A 19189-nucleotide genomic window follows, 5' to 3' on the forward strand; every position below is an offset into this window, starting at 1 on the left:
ATGAAAGGGAGATTCATTTTAATTAATTAATTCCTTCCTTCATTGATTAATAAAAAAACAAGCCACCCAGCTATTGGATGGCTCTATACGATAAAGAGAATTTGTTATTGGATTACTTCAATTTCCCTTCAAAAACAATCTTCCTACCGCACGGCTCAACTACTGTTTTGCCGTCTTTCTTTACTTCATGAAAGATCGGCTCTTCCATACGACGAGACGGAGCGTAGCCTTCTTGCTCCATACGTGTTAAGCAGTCTGTAATTGTTTCATTTTCTAGTACTTCAAATTTCTTTTTATTAGGTTGTTTTGTCATGCCCTAACCTACTTTCTATTTTTCTTGATGCGAATTGATTCTTCATGTAGACCATATATAACATTGCTAGAATTCCCATTATAATCATAACCGCAATAAAAAAGCTTGTATACTGTATTTTCTCTATAAATACGCCGCCTAATACAGGCCCCATAATACTTCCTAAACTAAAAGCGATTCCGGATAATATATTACCTGCCGGTAGTAAATGTCTCGGTAATAAATCAGTCATAAATCCAAGCCCTAAAGAGAAACACGATCCAATAACCATACCCGCTAAAAGCATGCAGGCAAAGACGATCCAGTAATATTGATCAAATACGGCGGCAAGTAGAAAAATGCCCGTACTTATGCTAAACGTCCACGTTAATATACGATCCCTTCCGTATTTATCACTCAATATACCGAGCGGAATCTGTGTAATAATACCCCCAACTGCAAATGCTGGTAATAAGAAGGATACATCTGAAACAGACCACCCTTTACGAAGTGCGTATACTGGTAAGTTACTATTTAACATCGCCTCAAGTACACCGTATGCAAGTGGTCCTAGTAACGCAATCCACCCTAATCCAACAACTTGTTTATAACGAGAAAATGATGATTCACTCTTCACTTCTCTTTCATCTTGCGCTGGGAATGCATTTTTTGTTGGAAGTAGTAAAAGCCAACCTATTAAACAAAGTATAGTAGATATAATAAATGGTGTCGCAAGACCGTACTGCACAGTGCTTGCTAAATACGGACCAACAGCAAAACCAATTCCGAAGAATACACCGTATATCGATACTTGTCTCCCTATTTTACTTGGGTCTGATGTTGTCGTGATCCACGTTTGTGTTCCGACATGAAGCATATGATCTCCGACTCCAACTAGAAATCTAAGGATAAACCATACCCAAAACGAAAATGTTTGTGTAAAAAAGAATAATGAAATAATAACGAGAAACCCACCTATAACAATAATTGGCTTCATTCCAAACCTTTGCATCGGTTTTTCAAGAAACGGCGAAATAACTAATATCCCGATGTACAATGCCGTCGCATGAATACCGTTAATACTTGAACTAACCCCTTCTTGTTCAAAAATCATTGCAATGGCAGGTAAGAGCATTCCTTGTGATAAACCAGAAATTGCTACAATCCCAACCATAATCCAAAATGTAAAACGCATTGACATCCTTTGTCCCTCTCCTTCTCACGCTTCCACTTTTCATTATAAACTGTTTTTTCAAATGCGTGTACGAATATTCACAATAAAAAAGAAGCTAAAAGAATGAACCTTTTAGCTTCCTACCCTTCCCAAACTTGCGCTTTCACATTGTAATGAAAGTGTTTAAAATATGGATTTTCATAAAATGAAGATCCATATAAGTAATGTTGCATATGAGCTGTTAGTGGCTGTTGCATTTGTAAAGGGACTACAGCTGGTGAAACTTGCATATACATCGGATCTATCATTATTTTTGTATAGATATGATGATCATATGGCGAATAAGCGATTAAGGATGGTTTATGCATTGATAATCTCCCCTTATACATACAAATGTTATAGTATATGCAAAACTTTTCATTTTGGGGATTCTTTCTATTCTAGCCAATCTTCTACATGTTTTATAAATACATCTAAACAATCAATAAACGGTGAGTGTCCGCAATCTTCTAACACCTTCAACTCTGCATTTGGCAAATGTTTCGCTAATTCCTCACCGACTACTTGCGGTACGACATAATCTCTATCACCTTGTATGACAAGCGTTGGAGCTTTAATATGATGAATTTGCTTACTTCCCTCTACAACCCCATTATGTTCATCTGAAATATTAAATGTAATGAGCGCATAATTCACATCTACGAAATTACGTTGCGTTAACATATCATCTAAATACTTTTCATAACGGTCCGGTTCAGGTTGATTATGTGTATAGATTAATAGATTCCATACTGTACGGTAATATAGTTTGTTCATATTTTTTATCGCGTCTAATACTGGAGCGATTTGTACTGGATCTTGCGCAATTTCTTCTTTCGTCTTTACTAAACTTGATACGATTGGCTGCCCATTCGTATCTTTTTTAAAGATTGGGTATCCTTTCATTCCTACTGATTCTACTAAAATTAACTTTTCTACAAAAGTTGGGTGATTCGCTGTAAATTGCATCGCAACACCACCGCCCATTGACCAGCCCATTAATGAGAATTTCTCTAACTTTAACTCGTCGATAAATAATTTTACATCTTCTGCAAAGTCTTGTAGTGAATCTATCGACTGATTATACGTTGATTGTCCAAACCCTCTTAAATCAAGAGCGTAAATATGGTATTGATCTTGCAACTTTTCAATAACTAAATCCCAATGTTGTGACGATGTCATGTTCCCGTGAATGAGTACCAGAATATCTGTATTTCGCCTTCCAACTTCCTGATATGCAATCGTTTCTCCGTTCGATAGTGAAACAAACTCCATTGTTGCAGGCTTAATCATCACAAGTTCCCCCATTCTATTTAATAGAAAGAAAATTCTTTACTTAATTAAAGAATAGCACGTAGAATATACGTTCGCAACATAAAACCTATAAGAATTTTTTACATAAATCAACATGTCTATTACTAGACAATTATTATAAAAAAGTATATAGTTAGCTAGGTAACTAATTTGAAAGGATCAAAATACATGGACGAAAAACAACATTTTTTTCATATCGTCAGCCAGACTTCTCGAAAGTTTACGAAGAAATTTAATGAACGTGTATCTCCAACTGGGTTATTTAGTGCGCAGTGGGCTGTTATTTTCCGCATTAATCAAACTGGTTCTTGTACGCAAACAGAATTATGCCAATATTTAAATGTTGAATCACCAACGATGACTCGTACGTTAACACGTATGGAAACGATGGGATGGATTATTCGTACAGAAGGTAAAGATCGCCGCGAGAAGCTCATTTCTTTATCCGAAACAGCGATAAAGATGATTCCAGTATGGCAAGAAGAAGTTGATACTTTCGAAGAAAAAACGCTAGAAGGTATTAATGAAGATGATTTACATCAAGCATTTCAAGTGTTACAACAAATTATTAAAAATTTAGATTAAATTGGAGGGATGACGATGCAAAGTGAGAAACTTTGGACGAAGGATTTCCTCGGAACTTGTTTTAGTAGTCTATTTCTCTTCTTAACATTTTACATGCTTATGACTACTCTGCCTGTCTATGTCATAGACGGCCTAAAAGGAAAACCTGAGGAAATTGGTTTAGTTGCAACTGTGTTTCTTATTTCTTCTGTTTTATGTAGACCATTCACAGGAAAATGGCTCGATGATTTAGGAAGAAAGAAAATATTATTTATTTCACTTTCATTATTTTTAGCCGCTACTGTTATGTATTTCGGTGCGCAAAGTTTATTCTTATTACTTGCCCTTCGCTTCTTGCACGGTATTGGGTTCGGGATGGCAACGACAGCTACTGGTACGATTGTAACTGATGTTGCGCCAGCTCATAGACGAGGCGAAGCACTTGCATATTTCGGCGTATTTATGAGTCTGCCGATGGTAATTGGTCCTTTTTTAGGTTTAACAATTATTTCTCATTTTTCGTTTACTGTGTTATTTATCGTTTGTTCCGTATTTTCATTACTTGCATTTTTATTAGGACTACTTGTAAATATTCCGCATGAAGCACCTGTGAGCAAACAAAAACGTGAAAAAATGAAATGGAAAGACTTAATCGAACCATCTTCTATTCCGATTGCACTTACAGGATTTGTTTTAGCCTTTTCTTATAGTGGTATTTTATCCTTTATTCCTATTTATGCGAAAGAACTCGGTTTAAGTGAAATTGCAAGTTATTTCTTCATTGTATATGCACTTGTCGTTGTCATTTCTCGTCCATTTACAGGAAAGATTTTTGATCGCTTCGGTGAAAATGTACTTGTTTACCCTGCTATCATTATTTTCACAATCGGAATGTTCATATTAAGCCAAGCACAAACTTCATTTTGGTTCCTTGGCGCAGGTATGCTAATCGGTTTAGGTTACGGAACATTAATTCCGAGTTTCCAAACGATTGCGATTTCTGCTGCTCCAAACCATAGACGTGGTTCTGCGACAGCTACGTATTTCTCATTCTTTGATAGTGGTATTGGCTTTGGTTCTTTCATTTTAGGTATTGTCGCAGCGAAATCTAGTTATCATAATATGTATTTTATCGCAGCTATTATCGTTGCTTTCACTTTACTTTTATATTATGGATTACACGGACGAAAACAAAAATTCAAAAAACAACCTACAGACGGAAAAATTTCCGCTTAACGTTAATAAGGAAAGTAAACTTCCCCGTTTACTTTCCTTATTTTGTATTTCCTTCAAGACGAGCGTATACTTATAGTAGAAATAAAAAGGAGGGCCATATATGAAACTAAAAAAATCTCCCCTACTCTTACTTTTACTAACATTCATATTTGTAATTACAGGGCTTGGGTTTACTTACTTCAAACAAAATAAAACGACCCCATCAAAACATAATGTGACAAAAGAAAACTGGTTAAATGACCCTTACTTACGTTGGTCGTATACCCATATGAAAGAATTCACTTTAGTTAATGACGTAAAAAACAAGCCTGACCAAATTGCTCACTTCCCTTTCGCATTGCAAAACTTAGACGATTTTGCTGTGGAGCGTAGATTCGGAAATACAACTCCTCTAAAAAAACTTTTAGACGATAACAAAACAGATGCTTTTGTCGTTGTACATAATGGACAACTTGTATATGAACGATATTTCAATGGGTATAAACAGAATGAACCTCATGGTATGGCATCATTAGCAAAAGTCTTTACCGGGGCAATTATACAATCTCTCGCTGAAGAAAAACGTATTGACTTAGAAAAAACAGCTGACACATATATAAAAGAATTAAAAAATACACCGTTCGGTAATGCCACACTTCAGCAATTAATGGACATGCAAGTTTCAGCTGAATATCCTACTCATGGATATGAGCAACCTGGGCTAGAAAATCAAGATGCACAATTATATTTAGCTAGCAATATTTTACCCCGCGGCAAAAATTACGATGGTCCGATGAAAATTTATGATATGTTACGAGAAGCCGAAGAAACTGCACCGCCTGGTTCTGCCTTTTCTTACAATAACGGATCAACAGAAACGCTCGCTTGGGTTATTCGAACTATCACTGGTAAATCATTAGCTGAAAATGTTAGCGAACGAATTTGGTCTCAAATTGGTATGGAAGAAAACGCGTATTACGTTACAGATGAAACGAAAATAGAACAAGCAAGCGCTGGCTTAAATGCAACTGCTAGAGATATGGCGAGATTCGGGCAATTACTATTAAACAACGGGGAATATAACGGAAAACAAATTCTCCCTTCTTCTATTACTGAAGATATAAAAAATGTCCAAGAAGGTGAACTTGCAATTAGCCCTGGAGCTTCCATTTCTTATCATAATCAATGGTGGATTCCGCACAATGAACAAGGTGCTTTTGAAGTGTTAGGTAGTTACGGACAAACACTTTACATCGATCCGAAAGCAAATATGGTAATTGTCCACTTCTCTTCTAACGCTACGCCAAGTAATGAAATACATTCAGTTTACTCAAATATGTATATTGATATTGCACATCATTTAGAGAAGCTTCCACGGTAGTGGAAGCAGGAGTTTAAACCTTGCACAGTTATGGCTATTTAATTGAACACTCAATCTGTTGTGCTAAAACGTCAATATAATAAAAAAGGATCTCTCTTGATATAGAGAGATCCTTTTTTTATTTCTTCTTCTTTTCTGTCGGTTGGCTTTGTTTAGCGAAATTAGATGAATCATCGAAATTTGGTTGCTTTTTACCTGCATTATTACTTCTACCTTTTCCCATATGTAATGCACCTCCCCTCATCCTTACTATTCCCAATAAAAAACTCCTCTTGCATTCAAGAGGAGTTTTTGTTGTGCTATTATTAATAATGCCTAACTGTTACCGCAGTACTTCACTTTTAACCATGGTGGTGATCATGCCCATCAAGCCTATGATTATCTATCCGTTTTGGCGTTTTCCTTTAAACGATACCCTAGTCTTCGATCGCTTGATAGGCCGTGGTCCAGAAGTCTTGGATAAGATGCGATGGGGCCGGAGTCGACATCCCAACCTGGGTGAACAGAATTCCAATAAACTGTTTATCTGGATCAGCGTAAGCTGAAGTACCGGTTCCACCATCCCAGCCGAATTGACCGATAGACGCGTAGTCTCCAAGATAGGTACGCACCGCCATCCCAAAGCCCCAGCCACCTTGGATCCCTTGTCCGAACGACAAATGGACGTTATTTTTGGCCAAATCGTCTCGGTATACTTGTTGTTCCGGAGTAAGACGGTTGGTGGTCATCAGCTGTACTGCGGGCCTAGACAGGATCCGTTTAGTGCCGTGCATCCCTTTATTCAAAAGCATCTGCAAATACGCGTGATAATCGTCGACGGTTCCAAGCAGTCCACCACCGCCTGCTTGGAATGCTGGAGGTTTGCTGTAACGTCCACCCGCCCCCTCATCCCACACGATGAATTCACCTGTCTCCGGATTGGGGGTGAAGGCTGGTGGAAGCCGATCAATCTTGAGCTGAGGTACGTAGAATCCAGTGTCCTTCATTCCTAGCGGATCGAATATGCGTTCGTGCAAGAACGACTCGAACGTCTGACCCGTGACCCTGGCAACAAGAACGCCGATTACTTCTATACTGATATGATACTGCCACCGCTCTCCGGGCTGATAGCTTAGCGGAAGTGCACCTAGGCGACGCATAAACTCATCTGGATCGGGCATATCCTGCCCTGGCGTGTCGAATATCCCACTCTCGAAGAACGAGTTCATGATTGGAGAACCCATCAACGTGAGATCCACTCCGAGCCCGAATGTGGAGGTCAACAAGTCTCGTACAGTGATAGGACGCCGTGCTGGGACGGTCTCTTCTAGCGGGCCATCGGGTCGTTTCAACACTTGCCGGTCGGCGAGTTCCGGTAGCCATTTGTCTACTGGGTCGTCTAAATGCAGTTTGCACTCATCGAGCAAAACCATTACTGGTGAAACTGCGATTGGCTTGCTAGTGGACGCCAATCGAAAAATCGTGTCCCGACGCATTGGTGCACCACCATCATGCCTCATTGTTCCAAGTGCTTCAACGTGCGTCTCGCCGTTTCGGCTGACTAAGGCGACGAGCCCAGGAATCTTTCCAGAATCGACATGCCGCGCCAATATATTGCGCATTTTGCGCAATCCTGTTTCAGAAAAGCCCTTATTGTTTTGTCCCATTTTGTTCTCCTTTAGTTTAGATTGAGATTTCTAATACATATTGACAATCAATTATTAGTTCTTCAAATAGAAAGATTCCCCTTTTTAATAATTTCGACAAGATGCATTTACATACATGGAGGCACCATGCATCACTATCAACCTAAGATAGACTATATTTATGGGGATTTAATAATGGGAAATGCAATCATTAAAAACATTGATACAGCCATAAGAAATATGAATACTACAGCAGTAAAGGTACTTTCTTCAAAAATATCTTTATACTGTCCACTTGTTTCAACGCTGTTATCCTTAAGTAAGGATTTAAAAACAGCTTGTACATCTTTGCTCTTAGATGTTGTTTCTAATTTTACATAAATCGTTCTACCATAAGCTACATTTGAAACCATAACAGGTGGAGCTGAATGACTTACTCCTTTACGAGTTAACTCATCAAAAGTAAACACTATTATCAAACAGATTGGATGGATTGTTAGGTAGCTCAGCACTTACGGTATAGAATATTTACTTATATGCCGCTACCATCATTTTTTTGTCAGGGTGATGATGGTACTACTCTTATTGAAAATATTTCAATCCCTTTTAAAATATCTGAATTTTCCGATTCTAAAAGGTTATGAACGAAACAACCTCGAATAATTGTAATACATATACATAAGGAGGTTGATCTATTTTGTTTCGTTCCTTTACAAATGGTTGCGTCGCCTTAGTGCAGCGCTTCTTGCCAGAACCGTTTATTTTATCATGTTTACTAACTGTTTTCGTTATCTTCTTTGGTATGTTTGCGACTCACCAAACACCTGTAGAAATGATTAATCACTGGGGTAATGGAATTTGGGGACTCCTCGCCTTTTCTATGCAAATGGCACTTGTACTCGTGACTGGATCTGCTTTAGCAAATGCTCCTCTTATTAAAAAAGGATTAACGAAAGCTGCCAGACTACCGAAAACGAATGGACAAGGTATTATTGCCATTTCCATTGTAAGTTTACTTGGTGCATACATAAACTGGGGCTTTGGAATTGTTGTATCTGTTTTATACGCAAAAGAAGTGGCAAGGCAACTGGACGGATTAGATTATAGACTAGCAATTGCCTCTTCTTACTCTGGATTTCTCATTTGGCATGCCGGTCTTTCTGCCTCTATCCCTCTTACGTTAGCAACAGGCGGTGAAACGTTAATTAAAACGACTGCTGGAAGTATTAAAGAGGCAATTCCGATAACAGAAACGTTATTCTCACCATACGCTCTCGTTCCAGTTATTATTTTTCTCGTTACGATGCCTCTCATTAATAAAGCGATGCATCCAGATGAAAAACATACGATAACTGTAGATCCTAGCGTGTTCCATGAAGAAGCTGCTGCTCAAGAAGTAGAAAAAAATACATTCGCTGAAAAAATGGAAAATAGCATCATTATTACACTTTGTGTTGGATTGTTAGGTCTCATTTATATTTTCAATTACTTTTATACGAAAGGATTTAATCTTACTCTCGATATCGTGATTTTTATGTTATTAATTGCTGGACTTATTTTCCACCGCACTCCGATTCAGTATATTCGCGCTTTTTCAGACTCTACGAAAAGTGCCTCTGGCATTTTACTTCAATTTCCGTTTTACGCAGGAATTATGGGCATGATGATTGGAGCAAATAGTGAAGGACTTTCACTTGGAGGAGCTATTTCTAATTTCTTTATTAGCATTTCAAACGAATCAACTTTCCCGCTCTTTACTTTTTTAAGTGCTGGTATCGTTAATATTTTCGTTCCATCTGGTGGCGGTCAATGGGCCGTGCAAGCACCAATTATGATTCCAGCTGGCGCTGAACTTGGTGTACCTGCTGCAAAAACTGCAATGGCCATTGCGTGGGGCGATGCTTGGACGAATTTAATTCAACCTTTCTGGGCATTACCAGCATTAGCGATAGCTGGTTTAGGTGCTCGTGACATTATGGGATTTTGCGTTATTAACTTACTATATGCAGGTTTCATCATTAGTCTATGCTTTTTATTTATTTAAACGAAAAGCTAGTTTTATACTAGCTTTTTTACATAATAAATCATTCATTTCCCATGCAATTTATAACTATCTTCCACTCTATGTCCGTAAGATGTAATGACTCAAACGCAAAAAAATCTTCACACACTCTTTCAATTAAATGTGGATTTTCCCTCAAGAAATTCCACTGTAATACTTTAGGAAGAAAATGCATTTCATATTCTTTACTTCCCCGTACTACCTCATCAACTTCTCTTTCACAAATCCCTCTTATTAAATAATCATTTCTTAACTCTATTTGAATTTGTTGAAATGTATCGCTGCATTTTTTCAATTGAAGTAAACACGTAATATACTTTCGAAAAAGTTCGTTATCATACTGACAACAGTTTATAATACGATCGACTTCATTCATAATGTACGAGCCTTTTCTTCTATTTGTAATAACCATTTTTCACGCTTTGATACTTTACTCGTTTTCACAGATTGAAACACTGACCGTTTTATATCACGAATGCCACAAAAACGTAAAACACCTCTCTTCATCATAATCCAATCTGCTGATCGATATAACAATGCGACGTACCATAGAGGTGAGTCTAACGTATTAATAACCCACGCTTTTTTCCCTTGCAATAATCCTTTCGGCAGAGCCCCTTCATATTTATAAGCAAATCCAGCTACGAAAATACGGTCAATAAAACCTTTTAAAATAGCTGGCATCCCCCACCACCATATCGGATATATAAAGAGAAGTGTATCTGCTTCTTCCACTAATTTTCTATACCGCGCTGTCTCTTCTTCATTTATTAAATCACGTCTTTTCTTCTCTTCATTGAATACAAGTACCGGATCAAATTGTTCCTTGTATAAATCAAGCAACGTAACCGAATGATTTGTTTCCTGTAGCCCTTTTTGCACATGCTCTAAAATTGCCCCGTTAAAACTTGAAGGACTAGGATGAGCGTATATAATCAGTACGTTCACTACAAAACAACTCCCTCTATCGTTAAAATTACCCCTTCTTTAATAACTTCTCTACAATTTGTACGTTTTTCGAACTTTGCAACAGTCGATTTAATACAGTAAGTAACTCTTCTTTTTCTAAATCTTTCAGTTTCTCTTTAACTGCACTCTCACCAGCACCTTGAATATCATAAACAACTGCCGCCATATGTTTACAATAATTTTCATAAGGACATTCGCAACTACTTTTTGAAAAATCTTCGAGATTGATAACTACTTCATAATTCCCTGCATTTCCAGTAACGAAAGCAAACACTTTGTTATCTTGTATTTCAACATCTTCTACATGTCCATCTTCATAATATTCATATCCCTTATCTACAACGTACTTTGGGATCCATTTCGTTATATCTTTTAATAAGTAAGCGTACATAATTGTACCCCTTCCTTTAATTCCCTTTTGACTTCCAAAACCCTGCATGTTATTCTAAGAACTGTTAAATAGCAAGTCTATTTTGCAAAACGACTGACACCTATTCGGCGAAGGTGTCTCTTTTCATTTGCAGCCGATACGAATTGCCTCTTTCAGGCACATTCAATTTTTGACACTACACACTCAACACCATTCCCTGTATCAGGCTGCTTAAGCAGTCTTTTACTCTACATACTCCGTTATTTTAAAAAAAAGAGAGCTTAGCTCCCTTTTCTCGCCTTATAAAATACCCCTTTTTCAGTATAGAGATATTCATCAGCTAATGTAATTTTCCCATCCAGTTTCAGTTCATCTAATAGTCTTGATAAATAAAATTGATGTAACATCTTTTTCGTGAATTTTCCTTCATGATGCGAAACGATATGTTCTTGAATATCTAACAATGATATTGGCTTATCTTGCTCTATCATATATTCATAAACTGTACTACGCAGTTTTACGTATTTTTCGAGTGTCACAGCAATGCGCAACCCCTTTCTTCTTAATATAAATTTTCGTAATCGGTTTTTTTGCAACAAAAAAACCTCTCCGATAAGAAGAAGTTACGTATATATCTTCGTCTTATCTCCCAGAACAAATATGTTCTGCTGGAATTAGCACCTGCATCGCGGTTGCTGGGTTTCATCGGGCCAGTCCCTCCACCTCTCTGGATAAGAAAATATTCACTTAATTCTTACTATACGTAATTTCATTTTAATTGTCAAACAAATATAACAAATAATATTTTCTTCTTTACTGTTCATACTATACATATATGAATATGCAAGGAGGATTATGAAATGCATCAAAATGCTCGCGGATATGTACAAGATTCTTTTCAATCATTACAAGAAGCAAAACATTGTTTAGAAGAAGCACTACAGACTGTTGAAAAAGATTTTAATCGCGCTCGTATTGAGCAATCCCTTTATGCGATCGAACAAGCTATTCAACGCTGCGATTACACCGTTCACATTTTAGAACAAGATTGAAAAAACTTCCCATCATAAGGTGGGAAGTTTTTTCAAATGGCATACTTCATAATTATTGCCGTTATGATTAAAAAATATACAGAATTCACAATTTCTAAAACCCCTACTTTTATAATAGAAATTTTTTTGCCATACAATATAATGGCTCGAATGACACTTGGTATAAAAATAAGGGAGCACCACGGATTAATTGCAAATACAATGATTGTTAATAGAATATGATAACCCCAAGATATAAAACGATACTTCGGATTATTTTTCTCACGTATCATCGTTTTCACATAAAACGTACTACCTAAAAAGTATAAGAATGAAATAAGTGCAATGAATAATGCTGTATGATCGATTTGTTTCATTGAAAAATAATAACTAATTAACCCACCAACACAAAACACAATGATCGCACAAATATCATTTAATAGTGCCCTTTCATTTTTTTGACGAGCATAATGCATATTTACTATAAATAGTGGAATCATGACTATTACGAATAAAAGAATGCGCCATTCATATAATAGAGAAATCATCCCAAATACGAACGCAATAATAAAATATACAATTGAAGCATGTAAATACTCTTTTTTTCGTTTTTGTTTTATGTACATAAGGAATGGATACGTAGCTAAATAGATAAAGAACCAAGCTATAAACAATGGAATGTGATATATAGTAGGTTTTCCAAGTATGACACTTAATAGAAATGGTATAGCAAGCATCGCCCATGCACCATGTTGCTTCGGAATAACTAACTTCATTAACTATACACCTCCCTTTTGAAAGTAGTTCTCACCTATTATTATACGAATAATTTTATATAGTAACGGATATATATTGGACTATTTTTTGACAATAAAAAATGCTCCTTACAATATGTAAGAAGCATGAAAGAGGCAAACGAATATGTAAGTCGCGACCCTACCTTATATGAGTATGCTTTTCTATGCTATGTTATGCTTATCTAATATACCGTATTTCTTTTTAAATCTTGTGAGAATCGTAATCCAAGAAGTACTAAATAATAGTAAGAAGACAACATTCGAAATTGCATGGCTCAAATCGAAATAAAAACTTGCGATGTAATACGAAATGACTGTTTCCCACGTTGCCTCTCGTATAAAACCGAGAAGTCCCCAGAAATTCATAATCCAGCCAAATAAAAATCCAACAAACAATCCGTACAGGAGTCTTCCCCATAGCTTTTTCATTAAAAATGTATTGCGCAATAATCCAGCTATAAAACCAATCATACCCCATGAAAACATTTGCCACGGCGTCCACGGACCTTGCCCTAAAAAGATGTTAGACACAATCGCTGCTGTTGCACCGATCATAAAACCCGCTTCACTTCCAAACACAATTGCAGAAACGATAATAACAAAAGAAGTTGGTTGTACACTCGGTAAAATAGAAAATGGTACGCGGCTAACTGCTGCAATTGCCGCTAATACAGCAACGAGAACAATTTCACGTGAAACAAACGCCTTCCTTTCAAAACGGATATAGAAAGGTAACATAATAACAACTAATAAAAACAAACTACTTAACATGTAATAACCGTCCATAATAAGTGTAGTAAAGAGTAATGTGCCTATTATTACTGCAAAAATACCTATTATGAATGCAACATATCGTTTGGACACGCTTCGTACACATCCTCCCACGTTAATGCATATGGCAATTCTTTTCGAATGAATCGATTAATAGATGTTGTATAAAAGAAGTTACCACTAAAAAATTCTTTCGGTGCATCATTCATAATAACTGCTCCATCAAATAACATCATACATTGATCCACGTATTTCGCTGCAAACTCAATATCATGCGTTGCCATTACAATTGTTGTACCTTCTTTTTGCAGCTCCCTAAATAGTTCTCCTACTCTTTCTTTCTTCCATGGATCTAACCCCTTTGTCGGTTCATCAAGTAATAATAGCGTTGGCTTTGATAATAACGTTGTACATAATGCAAGAAGTTGTTGCTCTCCTCCGCTACAATCATGCGGATGGCGTTCTTTAAGCGAATACAACCAAAACTGTTTTAGCGTATCTTCTGCTATTTCTTTTCCTTGTTCTCCATATAATTCACGTGCACGTTCATACACCTCATCCCACACTGTATCAAATGTAAAATGATAATATGGATGCTGCGATACATACCCAATACTTTTAAACCGTTCTTTCGAATCGATTTTATGTATCACTTTCCCGTTCCACTTTACTTTCCCTCTTCTCGCTTTTTGTAATCCTGCTAAAATTGTTAACAGTGTAGACTTACCTGTACCGTTCTTCCCAACGAGCGCTACCCATTTTCCTTTTTCAATCGAAACTGATAAATCACGTAAAATAAGCGGACTATTTTTTTCGTACTGGAATGAAATATGCTCTGCGCTTAAAATTACCTCTTGCTTTTCACTTTGTGCTATTGGCTCATTTACATATGATATCGCTGAAAAATTATTCATTTTCATTTGCGCCTCTCGCACCGTAAACGGAATATCTCTCACATTCCACTCTAAAAATAGCCTTGGAATTTGCGGAATAAATGGACGGAATGTTTCTACTCCCCACATATTCGTAATAACAGTTTTAGGACTACCATCATACATAATACAGCCATTATCCATACAAACAACGCGTGTTGCAAGCGGGATAACTTCATCTAAACGATGTTCACTTAAAATAATCGTAATTCCAAGTTCTTCATTAATCCGTTTTAATAATCCTAAAAACTCTTTTGCAGCAATTGGATCTAATTGTGCTGTCGGTTCATCTAATAATAATAACTTTGGCTGCATAACTAATACCGCAGCTAAATTAACAAGTTGCTTTTGCCCACCAGATAACGTGTGAACAGATTGATGCAATAAATCTTGAAATCCTAAAAAGCTAATAAGCTCTGCTATTCGTTTTTGAATAATATGTGATGGTAACCCAATATTTTCTAAAGAAAATGCTAATTCTTGAATAACTGTATCCATTACGAGTTGATTTTCTGGATTTTGAAATACCATACCAATTTCTTGAGCAGATAACAAATCAGGTACATTTTCTAATAAAGTACCATCATAATATGTATCCCCAGTACGCTTACCAATTGGAAGTAATTCTTTTTTAAAATGTTTTAATAAAGTCGTCTTCCCGGATCCTGATCCGCCGGCAAGTGCAATAAACTCTCCTTTTTGAACAGAAAGAGAAATATGCTGTAACGCTTTTTCGTTTTCATCAGCATATACAAATGATAAATTGTTTATTTCTGCATGCGCCACCATAACCATTCCCTTCCTTCCATTATAATTGGTAAACTAATAAACATCGTAAATACGATAAACATCATCCCATCGTATTGCTGAAATAAAATAGATTCGACTTTCGGATAAATGATTAACTTTCCTCCGCCATACGTACTACATATGATAGCAATTATAAATAGAATACTTAAATAACTGAGCGTATACCAATCTCGTTTTTCCATTCTATAGCGAATATATGTCGTACGTTTCGTTACACCAAATCCACGAGCTTGCATAGAATCTGCCGTTTGCAGTGCATCTTCCAATGAACAAATTAATAATACTTGCAGCAATTGCATACCATTTTTGACGCGTTCAATTATCGAACCTGAATCTACCTGCACACCTTTCGTCTTTTGAACAAGTGTGATTTTCTTTAATCGCCTTATAAACAAAGGAACAAATCTCACTGTAATCATCGTTAACAATGCAACTTTCGGTGAAATTCTTGAAAACAAATATAAAAATTTATGACTGGAAATAATATCATTGTATGACGCAAACGTAAACATAACTGCAACTAGTAATAACCCCATTACTATTCCAAACATAATCGCCTCAAGCTTAATACGGCTATCACCTAACCAAAACAACGTAGTTCGACCTCTATGCGTTAATAACGAATTAAATAAAATTACCATAAAAAAGAAAACAATTGTGCTCGGTAACATCTTTCTTATCTTTTCGCTATTTCCTTGCATCACATTTAACATAATAATTAATACTATTGCTCCAATTAAAAAAAGAGGATGAAGACACATCATACATAGTATCATCACCCCGATATAATAGAAAAAATTCACAAAAGGATGTAAAGAAGAAAAACTTATTTTCATAGCCCTTTACCGAATGCCTTTCTTATTGTAATACGTATACCCACTCAATTGTATCTCCTGGTTTTACCGTAGCTACACCAGCACTATGGTTTGGAAAAGCACCGTTCACACGATATTTCCATCCACTAGTATCCGCAATATCTTTTTCATATAAATCATTAATACCTTTTACATAAATACTATCTCTAGATCCGCTTGCATCAACATCTAATCCTGTACGTTGTAATACTTTATACACAGTATCGCCATCTTGTACATCCATCTTTTTCGCACCCATTATATATCCGTTATTTCCTTTTACCGAGATTGTTACTTGTTTTGCTTTAGGTACTGGTGGTACTGGTGGTGGCACTGGATTTGGTGGTGGTACCGGTGTTGGTGGAGCTGGTACACTATTGTTCTCCTCTGACTTTTTCTTTTGCTCCTGCTTCGGTGTTTCTTTCGGCTGATTCACAACCTTTGCTTCTTCTTTTACTTCTGGTGCTTTCGGTTGTTGTTTCTCTTCTTGTGCTTGTTGCTGCTCTGGTTGCTTATTTACAGCCGGCTGTTCTTTCGGTTGTTCCTGTTGTTTCTCTTCTTTCTTTACCTCTGGTTGTGCCTGCGGCTTTTCCTCTTTCGGCTTCTCTTCTACTTTTTGTTCTTGTTTCTCTTTCTGCTCTTCTTGCTGCTTTTGCTCTGATTCAGCTTGCTTTTCTTCTGTTTTTTCTTCCGGCTTCGCTTCATCTTTTTGTTCTTCTTGTTTCGCTACCTCTTCTTGCTTCGGTTCTACCTTCTTCTCAGGCTTTACAGCTGCCTCTTCACATCCGGCAAGTAGCCCAAGCGAAAGCAGTAAAGAAATGAACCATTTCACCTTACTCATCCTATCTCTCACCTTTCATACGAAAATTAGGAGCAAATAATTGCTCCTAATTTTTTGTTAAGCTGCTTTACGTCTCCATAATACATATGCAGAAGCAATACATAATACACCCATACCTACTTCTGTTGCTGCACTATGAGAAGATGCTCCTGTTTTTGGTAGACTGTTACCGTTTCCGATTTTTTTATTCTTAACCGGTTCGTTATCTACAACTACTTTTAGATTTTCATCTTTTGTTTCTTGTTGTACTTGTTTTTGTTCTTTCGGTTCTTCAGTAACTTCTTTTTCTACTACATTATTTTCTGGTTCAACGACCTTTTCTGGCTCTTCAATCGGTTTTGGCTTAATTACATCACCAGCGTCTACATTAGACCAATCATAAATAGATTTTCCCATTTCCTTAAATTGAAGTAATGCTAAAAGAGCCTGTTCTGTAGCCATTCCGTTACCATTTTGATCACTTGGTAACCATTTAAATTCACCGTTTGAAAGTTGATATGATAATAGGTTTTGCATTGCCTTATGAAGACGATCTTGATCTACATCTTTAACAAGCGATAATCCAATAATTGCTTGCGCAGTACTATTTGAATTTTCTTGTCCATCAGCTGAAAAACCGCCATTTTGCAGCTGTTCGTTATATAAATACGCAACAGCTTTTTGTATAGCTGGTTTCACATCTGATCGCTCTTGATAAGGAGCTAATGCTGATAAAACCATACCTGTTACATCAACGCTACTAGCACTATCTTTACTACCTGAACTATTATAAGTCCATCCACCGTCTGTATGCTGATTATTTAACAGTGCTTCCACTAGAGCAACTCTGTTCCATTTTGATTCAACTGGAATCTCATACTTCTTCGTATCAAATGCAAGTAAAGCAAATGCATAACCTGTAACAGAATTCACTTTATCTGACTCATACAATTTTTGAACTAAATTATGTCCACCTACATTTTTAGGGTCTGCACTCATTGCATTCATCATAATAATTGTTCTAGCTAAATCTGTCGCTGAAAAACGATTAATGCGCTTTTCTACTTTTTCAGTTACTGACTTAACATAATTTAATTTTGCCTCAATTGGCACATTCTTTCCAGAACGAGAAAGCGCTACAGCTACCCAATCACTTTCAATTCCATCTTGTAACATCTTGTCTGATGTTTTAGAAATGGCTTCGTTTAATTGTGCACTTGGATCTTGAATGTTCTCTTGCTTTGGTTGTTCTGGTTTTTCATCATTTGTTTTTGTACCATCTGGTTTTTCTTGTTTTGAACCATCCGTCTTTGGTTCTTCTGGTTTTTCTTGTTTTGGATCATTCGTCTTTGGTTCTTCTGGTTTTTCTTGTTTTGGATCATCCGTCTTCGGTTCTTCTGGTTTTTCTTGTTTTGGATCATCCGTCTTTGGTTCTTCTGGTTTGCCACCGTTAGGTTCTTCTGTTTTACACGTTCCGAACTTATCTAACGTTTCTTTCAATGTTTCCTGGCTCATATTGCTCCAGTCTGAAACAAAACGGAATACAACCACATCACCAGACTCTAATTTATAACTATCTGCCCCAACTTGTGCAGATGTATCATTTACATCGTATGTCCAACCACTTGTAGCTCCGGCCATTAAACCATCGATGCCTTTTACATATGTTCCAAACGACATCGTTTCAGATTCTACTTTGTCCCCCATGACCTTTTGCAGCAAACTTAAAGCTGTTTCCCCATCTTTAATTTGCTCTTCTTTCGGACATAACATAATGCCTTTTTGTGATTCCCCAATAATTGCAAGTTTTGCTGTATTTCCTTCAGCAAACGTAATATGTACTGTATTCGCAAAAGAAACAAATACAAGTGTCACTGCCATTAAAGACGTAAGCAGCCATTTTTTCAACATTGCCATCCCAAAATTTCCTCCCTTACTACCATTTACACAAAAAAAGGCCCTTCAAGGGCGTGCGATTGACACTCTCTTTTTGTAAGTGTCGAACAAAAATGTACAACACCTCCTACCCGCATTATTCGCGGCTATATTTGTATAGGAAAAATAATTTTGTTTATGAACGTATCATTGTGATAACATTCACTTTTCTTGGCACAACTTACTTCCATTTAAGTTATCGTAAAACGATAAACCTATACATTCTGTAAATTT

20 protein-coding genes, 1 pseudogene and 1 riboswitch are annotated in these 19189 nt (G+C 36.7%); of the genes and pseudogenes, 5 read left to right on the forward strand and 16 right to left on the reverse strand.

Annotated features, from left to right (window positions below; all coding sequences use genetic code 11):
- Window positions 1–112: 112 nt before the first annotated feature.
- The 4 genes from N2V79_RS15665 to phaZ form a co-directional block, all read right to left on the reverse strand.
- Window positions 113–313 (reverse strand): NETI motif-containing protein, encoded by a 201-nt coding sequence (locus N2V79_RS15665; protein ID WP_000166307.1) that lies wholly within the window; start codon window positions 311–313, stop codon window positions 113–115.
- Complete coding sequence (locus N2V79_RS15670) at window positions 297–1493, reverse strand: MFS transporter (protein ID WP_000062798.1); 1197 nt, start codon at window positions 1491–1493, stop codon at window positions 297–299. The genes N2V79_RS15665 and N2V79_RS15670 overlap by 17 nt, the downstream gene beginning before the upstream one ends.
- A 113-nt stretch (window positions 1494–1606) precedes the next feature.
- The gene (locus N2V79_RS15675; protein WP_000549497.1) at window positions 1607–1834 is read right to left on the reverse strand and encodes a hypothetical protein; all 228 of its coding nucleotides are present in this window, start codon (window positions 1832–1834) and stop codon (window positions 1607–1609) included.
- A 67-nt stretch (window positions 1835–1901) separates the two neighbouring features.
- Window positions 1902–2798 (reverse strand): intracellular short-chain-length polyhydroxyalkanoate depolymerase, encoded by an 897-nt coding sequence (gene phaZ, locus N2V79_RS15680; protein ID WP_000594880.1) that lies wholly within the window; start codon window positions 2796–2798, stop codon window positions 1902–1904.
- Between the two features lie 189 nt (window positions 2799–2987).
- Here phaZ and N2V79_RS15685 point away from each other — a divergent pair, with 189 nt between their 5' ends.
- The 3 genes from N2V79_RS15685 to N2V79_RS15695 all read left to right on the forward strand — a co-directional run bounded on the left by N2V79_RS15685 (window position 2988) and on the right by N2V79_RS15695 (window position 5979).
- Complete coding sequence (locus tag N2V79_RS15685; protein ID WP_000343680.1) at window positions 2988–3404, forward strand: MarR family winged helix-turn-helix transcriptional regulator; 417 nt, start codon at window positions 2988–2990, stop codon at window positions 3402–3404.
- Between the two features lie 15 nt (window positions 3405–3419).
- Entirely contained in the window at window positions 3420–4619 is a 1200-nt protein-coding gene (locus tag N2V79_RS15690; RefSeq protein WP_001190333.1) for an MFS transporter, read from the forward strand.
- 100 nt (window positions 4620–4719) lie between these two features.
- The gene (locus N2V79_RS15695; RefSeq protein WP_098679683.1) at window positions 4720–5979 is read left to right on the forward strand and encodes a serine hydrolase domain-containing protein; all 1260 of its coding nucleotides are present in this window, start codon (window positions 4720–4722) and stop codon (window positions 5977–5979) included.
- 416 nt (window positions 5980–6395) lie between these two features.
- On the opposite strand, the gene N2V79_RS15700 is transcribed toward N2V79_RS15695, so the two are convergent.
- Together N2V79_RS15700 and N2V79_RS15705 are read right to left on the reverse strand one after the other, a co-directional pair.
- Entirely contained in the window at window positions 6396–7625 is a 1230-nt protein-coding gene (locus N2V79_RS15700; RefSeq protein ID WP_063547985.1) for a serine hydrolase domain-containing protein, read from the reverse strand.
- 224 nt (window positions 7626–7849) lie between these two features.
- Window positions 7850–8165: pseudogene (locus N2V79_RS15705) on the reverse strand (thiol-activated cytolysin family protein); the annotation flags it as partial.
- Window positions 8166–8301: 136 nt separating this feature from the next.
- On the opposite strand from N2V79_RS15705, the gene N2V79_RS15710 reads away from it, so the two are divergent.
- Window positions 8302–9648, forward strand: coding sequence for a short-chain fatty acid transporter (locus tag N2V79_RS15710; RefSeq protein WP_053563982.1), 1347 nt, complete (start codon window positions 8302–8304; stop codon window positions 9646–9648).
- A gap of 40 nt (window positions 9649–9688) precedes the next feature.
- On the opposite strand, the gene N2V79_RS15715 is transcribed toward N2V79_RS15710, so the two are convergent.
- The 4 genes from N2V79_RS15715 to N2V79_RS15730 all read right to left on the reverse strand — a co-directional run bounded on the left by N2V79_RS15715 (window position 9689) and on the right by N2V79_RS15730 (window position 11604).
- Complete coding sequence (locus tag N2V79_RS15715; protein WP_200458150.1) at window positions 9689–10042, reverse strand: group-specific protein; 354 nt, start codon at window positions 10040–10042, stop codon at window positions 9689–9691.
- Window positions 10039–10614: an NAD(P)H-dependent oxidoreductase gene (locus tag N2V79_RS15720; protein ID WP_001101585.1), complete on the reverse strand. Its 576-nt coding sequence runs from the start codon at window positions 10612–10614 to the stop codon at window positions 10039–10041. The genes N2V79_RS15715 and N2V79_RS15720 overlap by 4 nt, the downstream gene beginning before the upstream one ends.
- A gap of 28 nt (window positions 10615–10642) precedes the next feature.
- Window positions 10643–11026 carry an SWIM zinc finger family protein gene (locus tag N2V79_RS15725; protein WP_340720047.1) on the reverse strand — a complete coding sequence of 128 codons (384 nt, stop codon included), beginning with the start codon at window positions 11024–11026 and terminating at the stop codon, window positions 10643–10645.
- Window positions 11027–11286: 260 nt separating this feature from the next.
- Window positions 11287–11604 (reverse strand): hypothetical protein, encoded by a 318-nt coding sequence (locus N2V79_RS15730; protein ID WP_002094089.1) that lies wholly within the window; start codon window positions 11602–11604, stop codon window positions 11287–11289.
- Window positions 11605–11644: 40 nt separating this feature from the next.
- Window positions 11645–11743, reverse strand: a riboswitch (SAM riboswitch).
- Between the two features lie 122 nt (window positions 11744–11865).
- On the opposite strand from N2V79_RS15730, the gene N2V79_RS15735 reads away from it, so the two are divergent.
- On the forward strand, window positions 11866–12057 hold the full coding sequence (locus tag N2V79_RS15735) for a hypothetical protein (RefSeq protein WP_000554029.1): 192 nt from the start codon (window positions 11866–11868) through the stop codon (window positions 12055–12057).
- Between the two features lie 32 nt (window positions 12058–12089).
- On the opposite strand, the gene N2V79_RS15740 is transcribed toward N2V79_RS15735, so the two are convergent.
- From N2V79_RS15740 to N2V79_RS15765, 6 genes are all read right to left on the reverse strand, one after another.
- Window positions 12090–12812 carry a YwiC-like family protein gene (locus N2V79_RS15740; protein WP_000779946.1) on the reverse strand — a complete coding sequence of 241 codons (723 nt, stop codon included), beginning with the start codon at window positions 12810–12812 and terminating at the stop codon, window positions 12090–12092.
- Window positions 12813–12995: 183 nt separating this feature from the next.
- Complete coding sequence (locus tag N2V79_RS15745; RefSeq protein ID WP_000044913.1) at window positions 12996–13697, reverse strand: ECF transporter S component; 702 nt, start codon at window positions 13695–13697, stop codon at window positions 12996–12998.
- Window positions 13670–15331: an ABC transporter ATP-binding protein gene (locus N2V79_RS15750; RefSeq protein WP_015055160.1), complete on the reverse strand. Its 1662-nt coding sequence runs from the start codon at window positions 15329–15331 to the stop codon at window positions 13670–13672. Before N2V79_RS15750 ends, N2V79_RS15745 begins: the two co-directional genes overlap by 28 nt.
- A complete protein-coding gene (locus tag N2V79_RS15755) occupies window positions 15304–16182 on the reverse strand; it encodes an energy-coupling factor transporter transmembrane component T (RefSeq protein ID WP_015055161.1) in 879 nt (292 codons plus the stop codon). Before N2V79_RS15755 ends, N2V79_RS15750 begins: the two co-directional genes overlap by 28 nt.
- 22 nt (window positions 16183–16204) lie before the next feature.
- On the reverse strand, window positions 16205–17041 hold the full coding sequence (locus N2V79_RS15760) for a DUF4430 domain-containing protein (protein WP_048564584.1): 837 nt from the start codon (window positions 17039–17041) through the stop codon (window positions 16205–16207).
- Window positions 17042–17098: 57 nt separating this feature from the next.
- Window positions 17099–18937, reverse strand: a complete 1839-nt coding sequence (locus tag N2V79_RS15765; protein WP_197235342.1) for a DUF4430 domain-containing protein — start codon at window positions 18935–18937, stop codon at window positions 17099–17101.
- Between the last annotated feature and the right edge of the window lie 252 nt (window positions 18938–19189).

Origin of the sequence: Bacillus sp. CH_70 (assembly GCF_038007045.1) — a bacterium.
GTDB classification, from domain to species: Bacteria; Bacillota; Bacilli; order Bacillales; family Bacillaceae_G; genus Bacillus_A; species Bacillus_A cereus.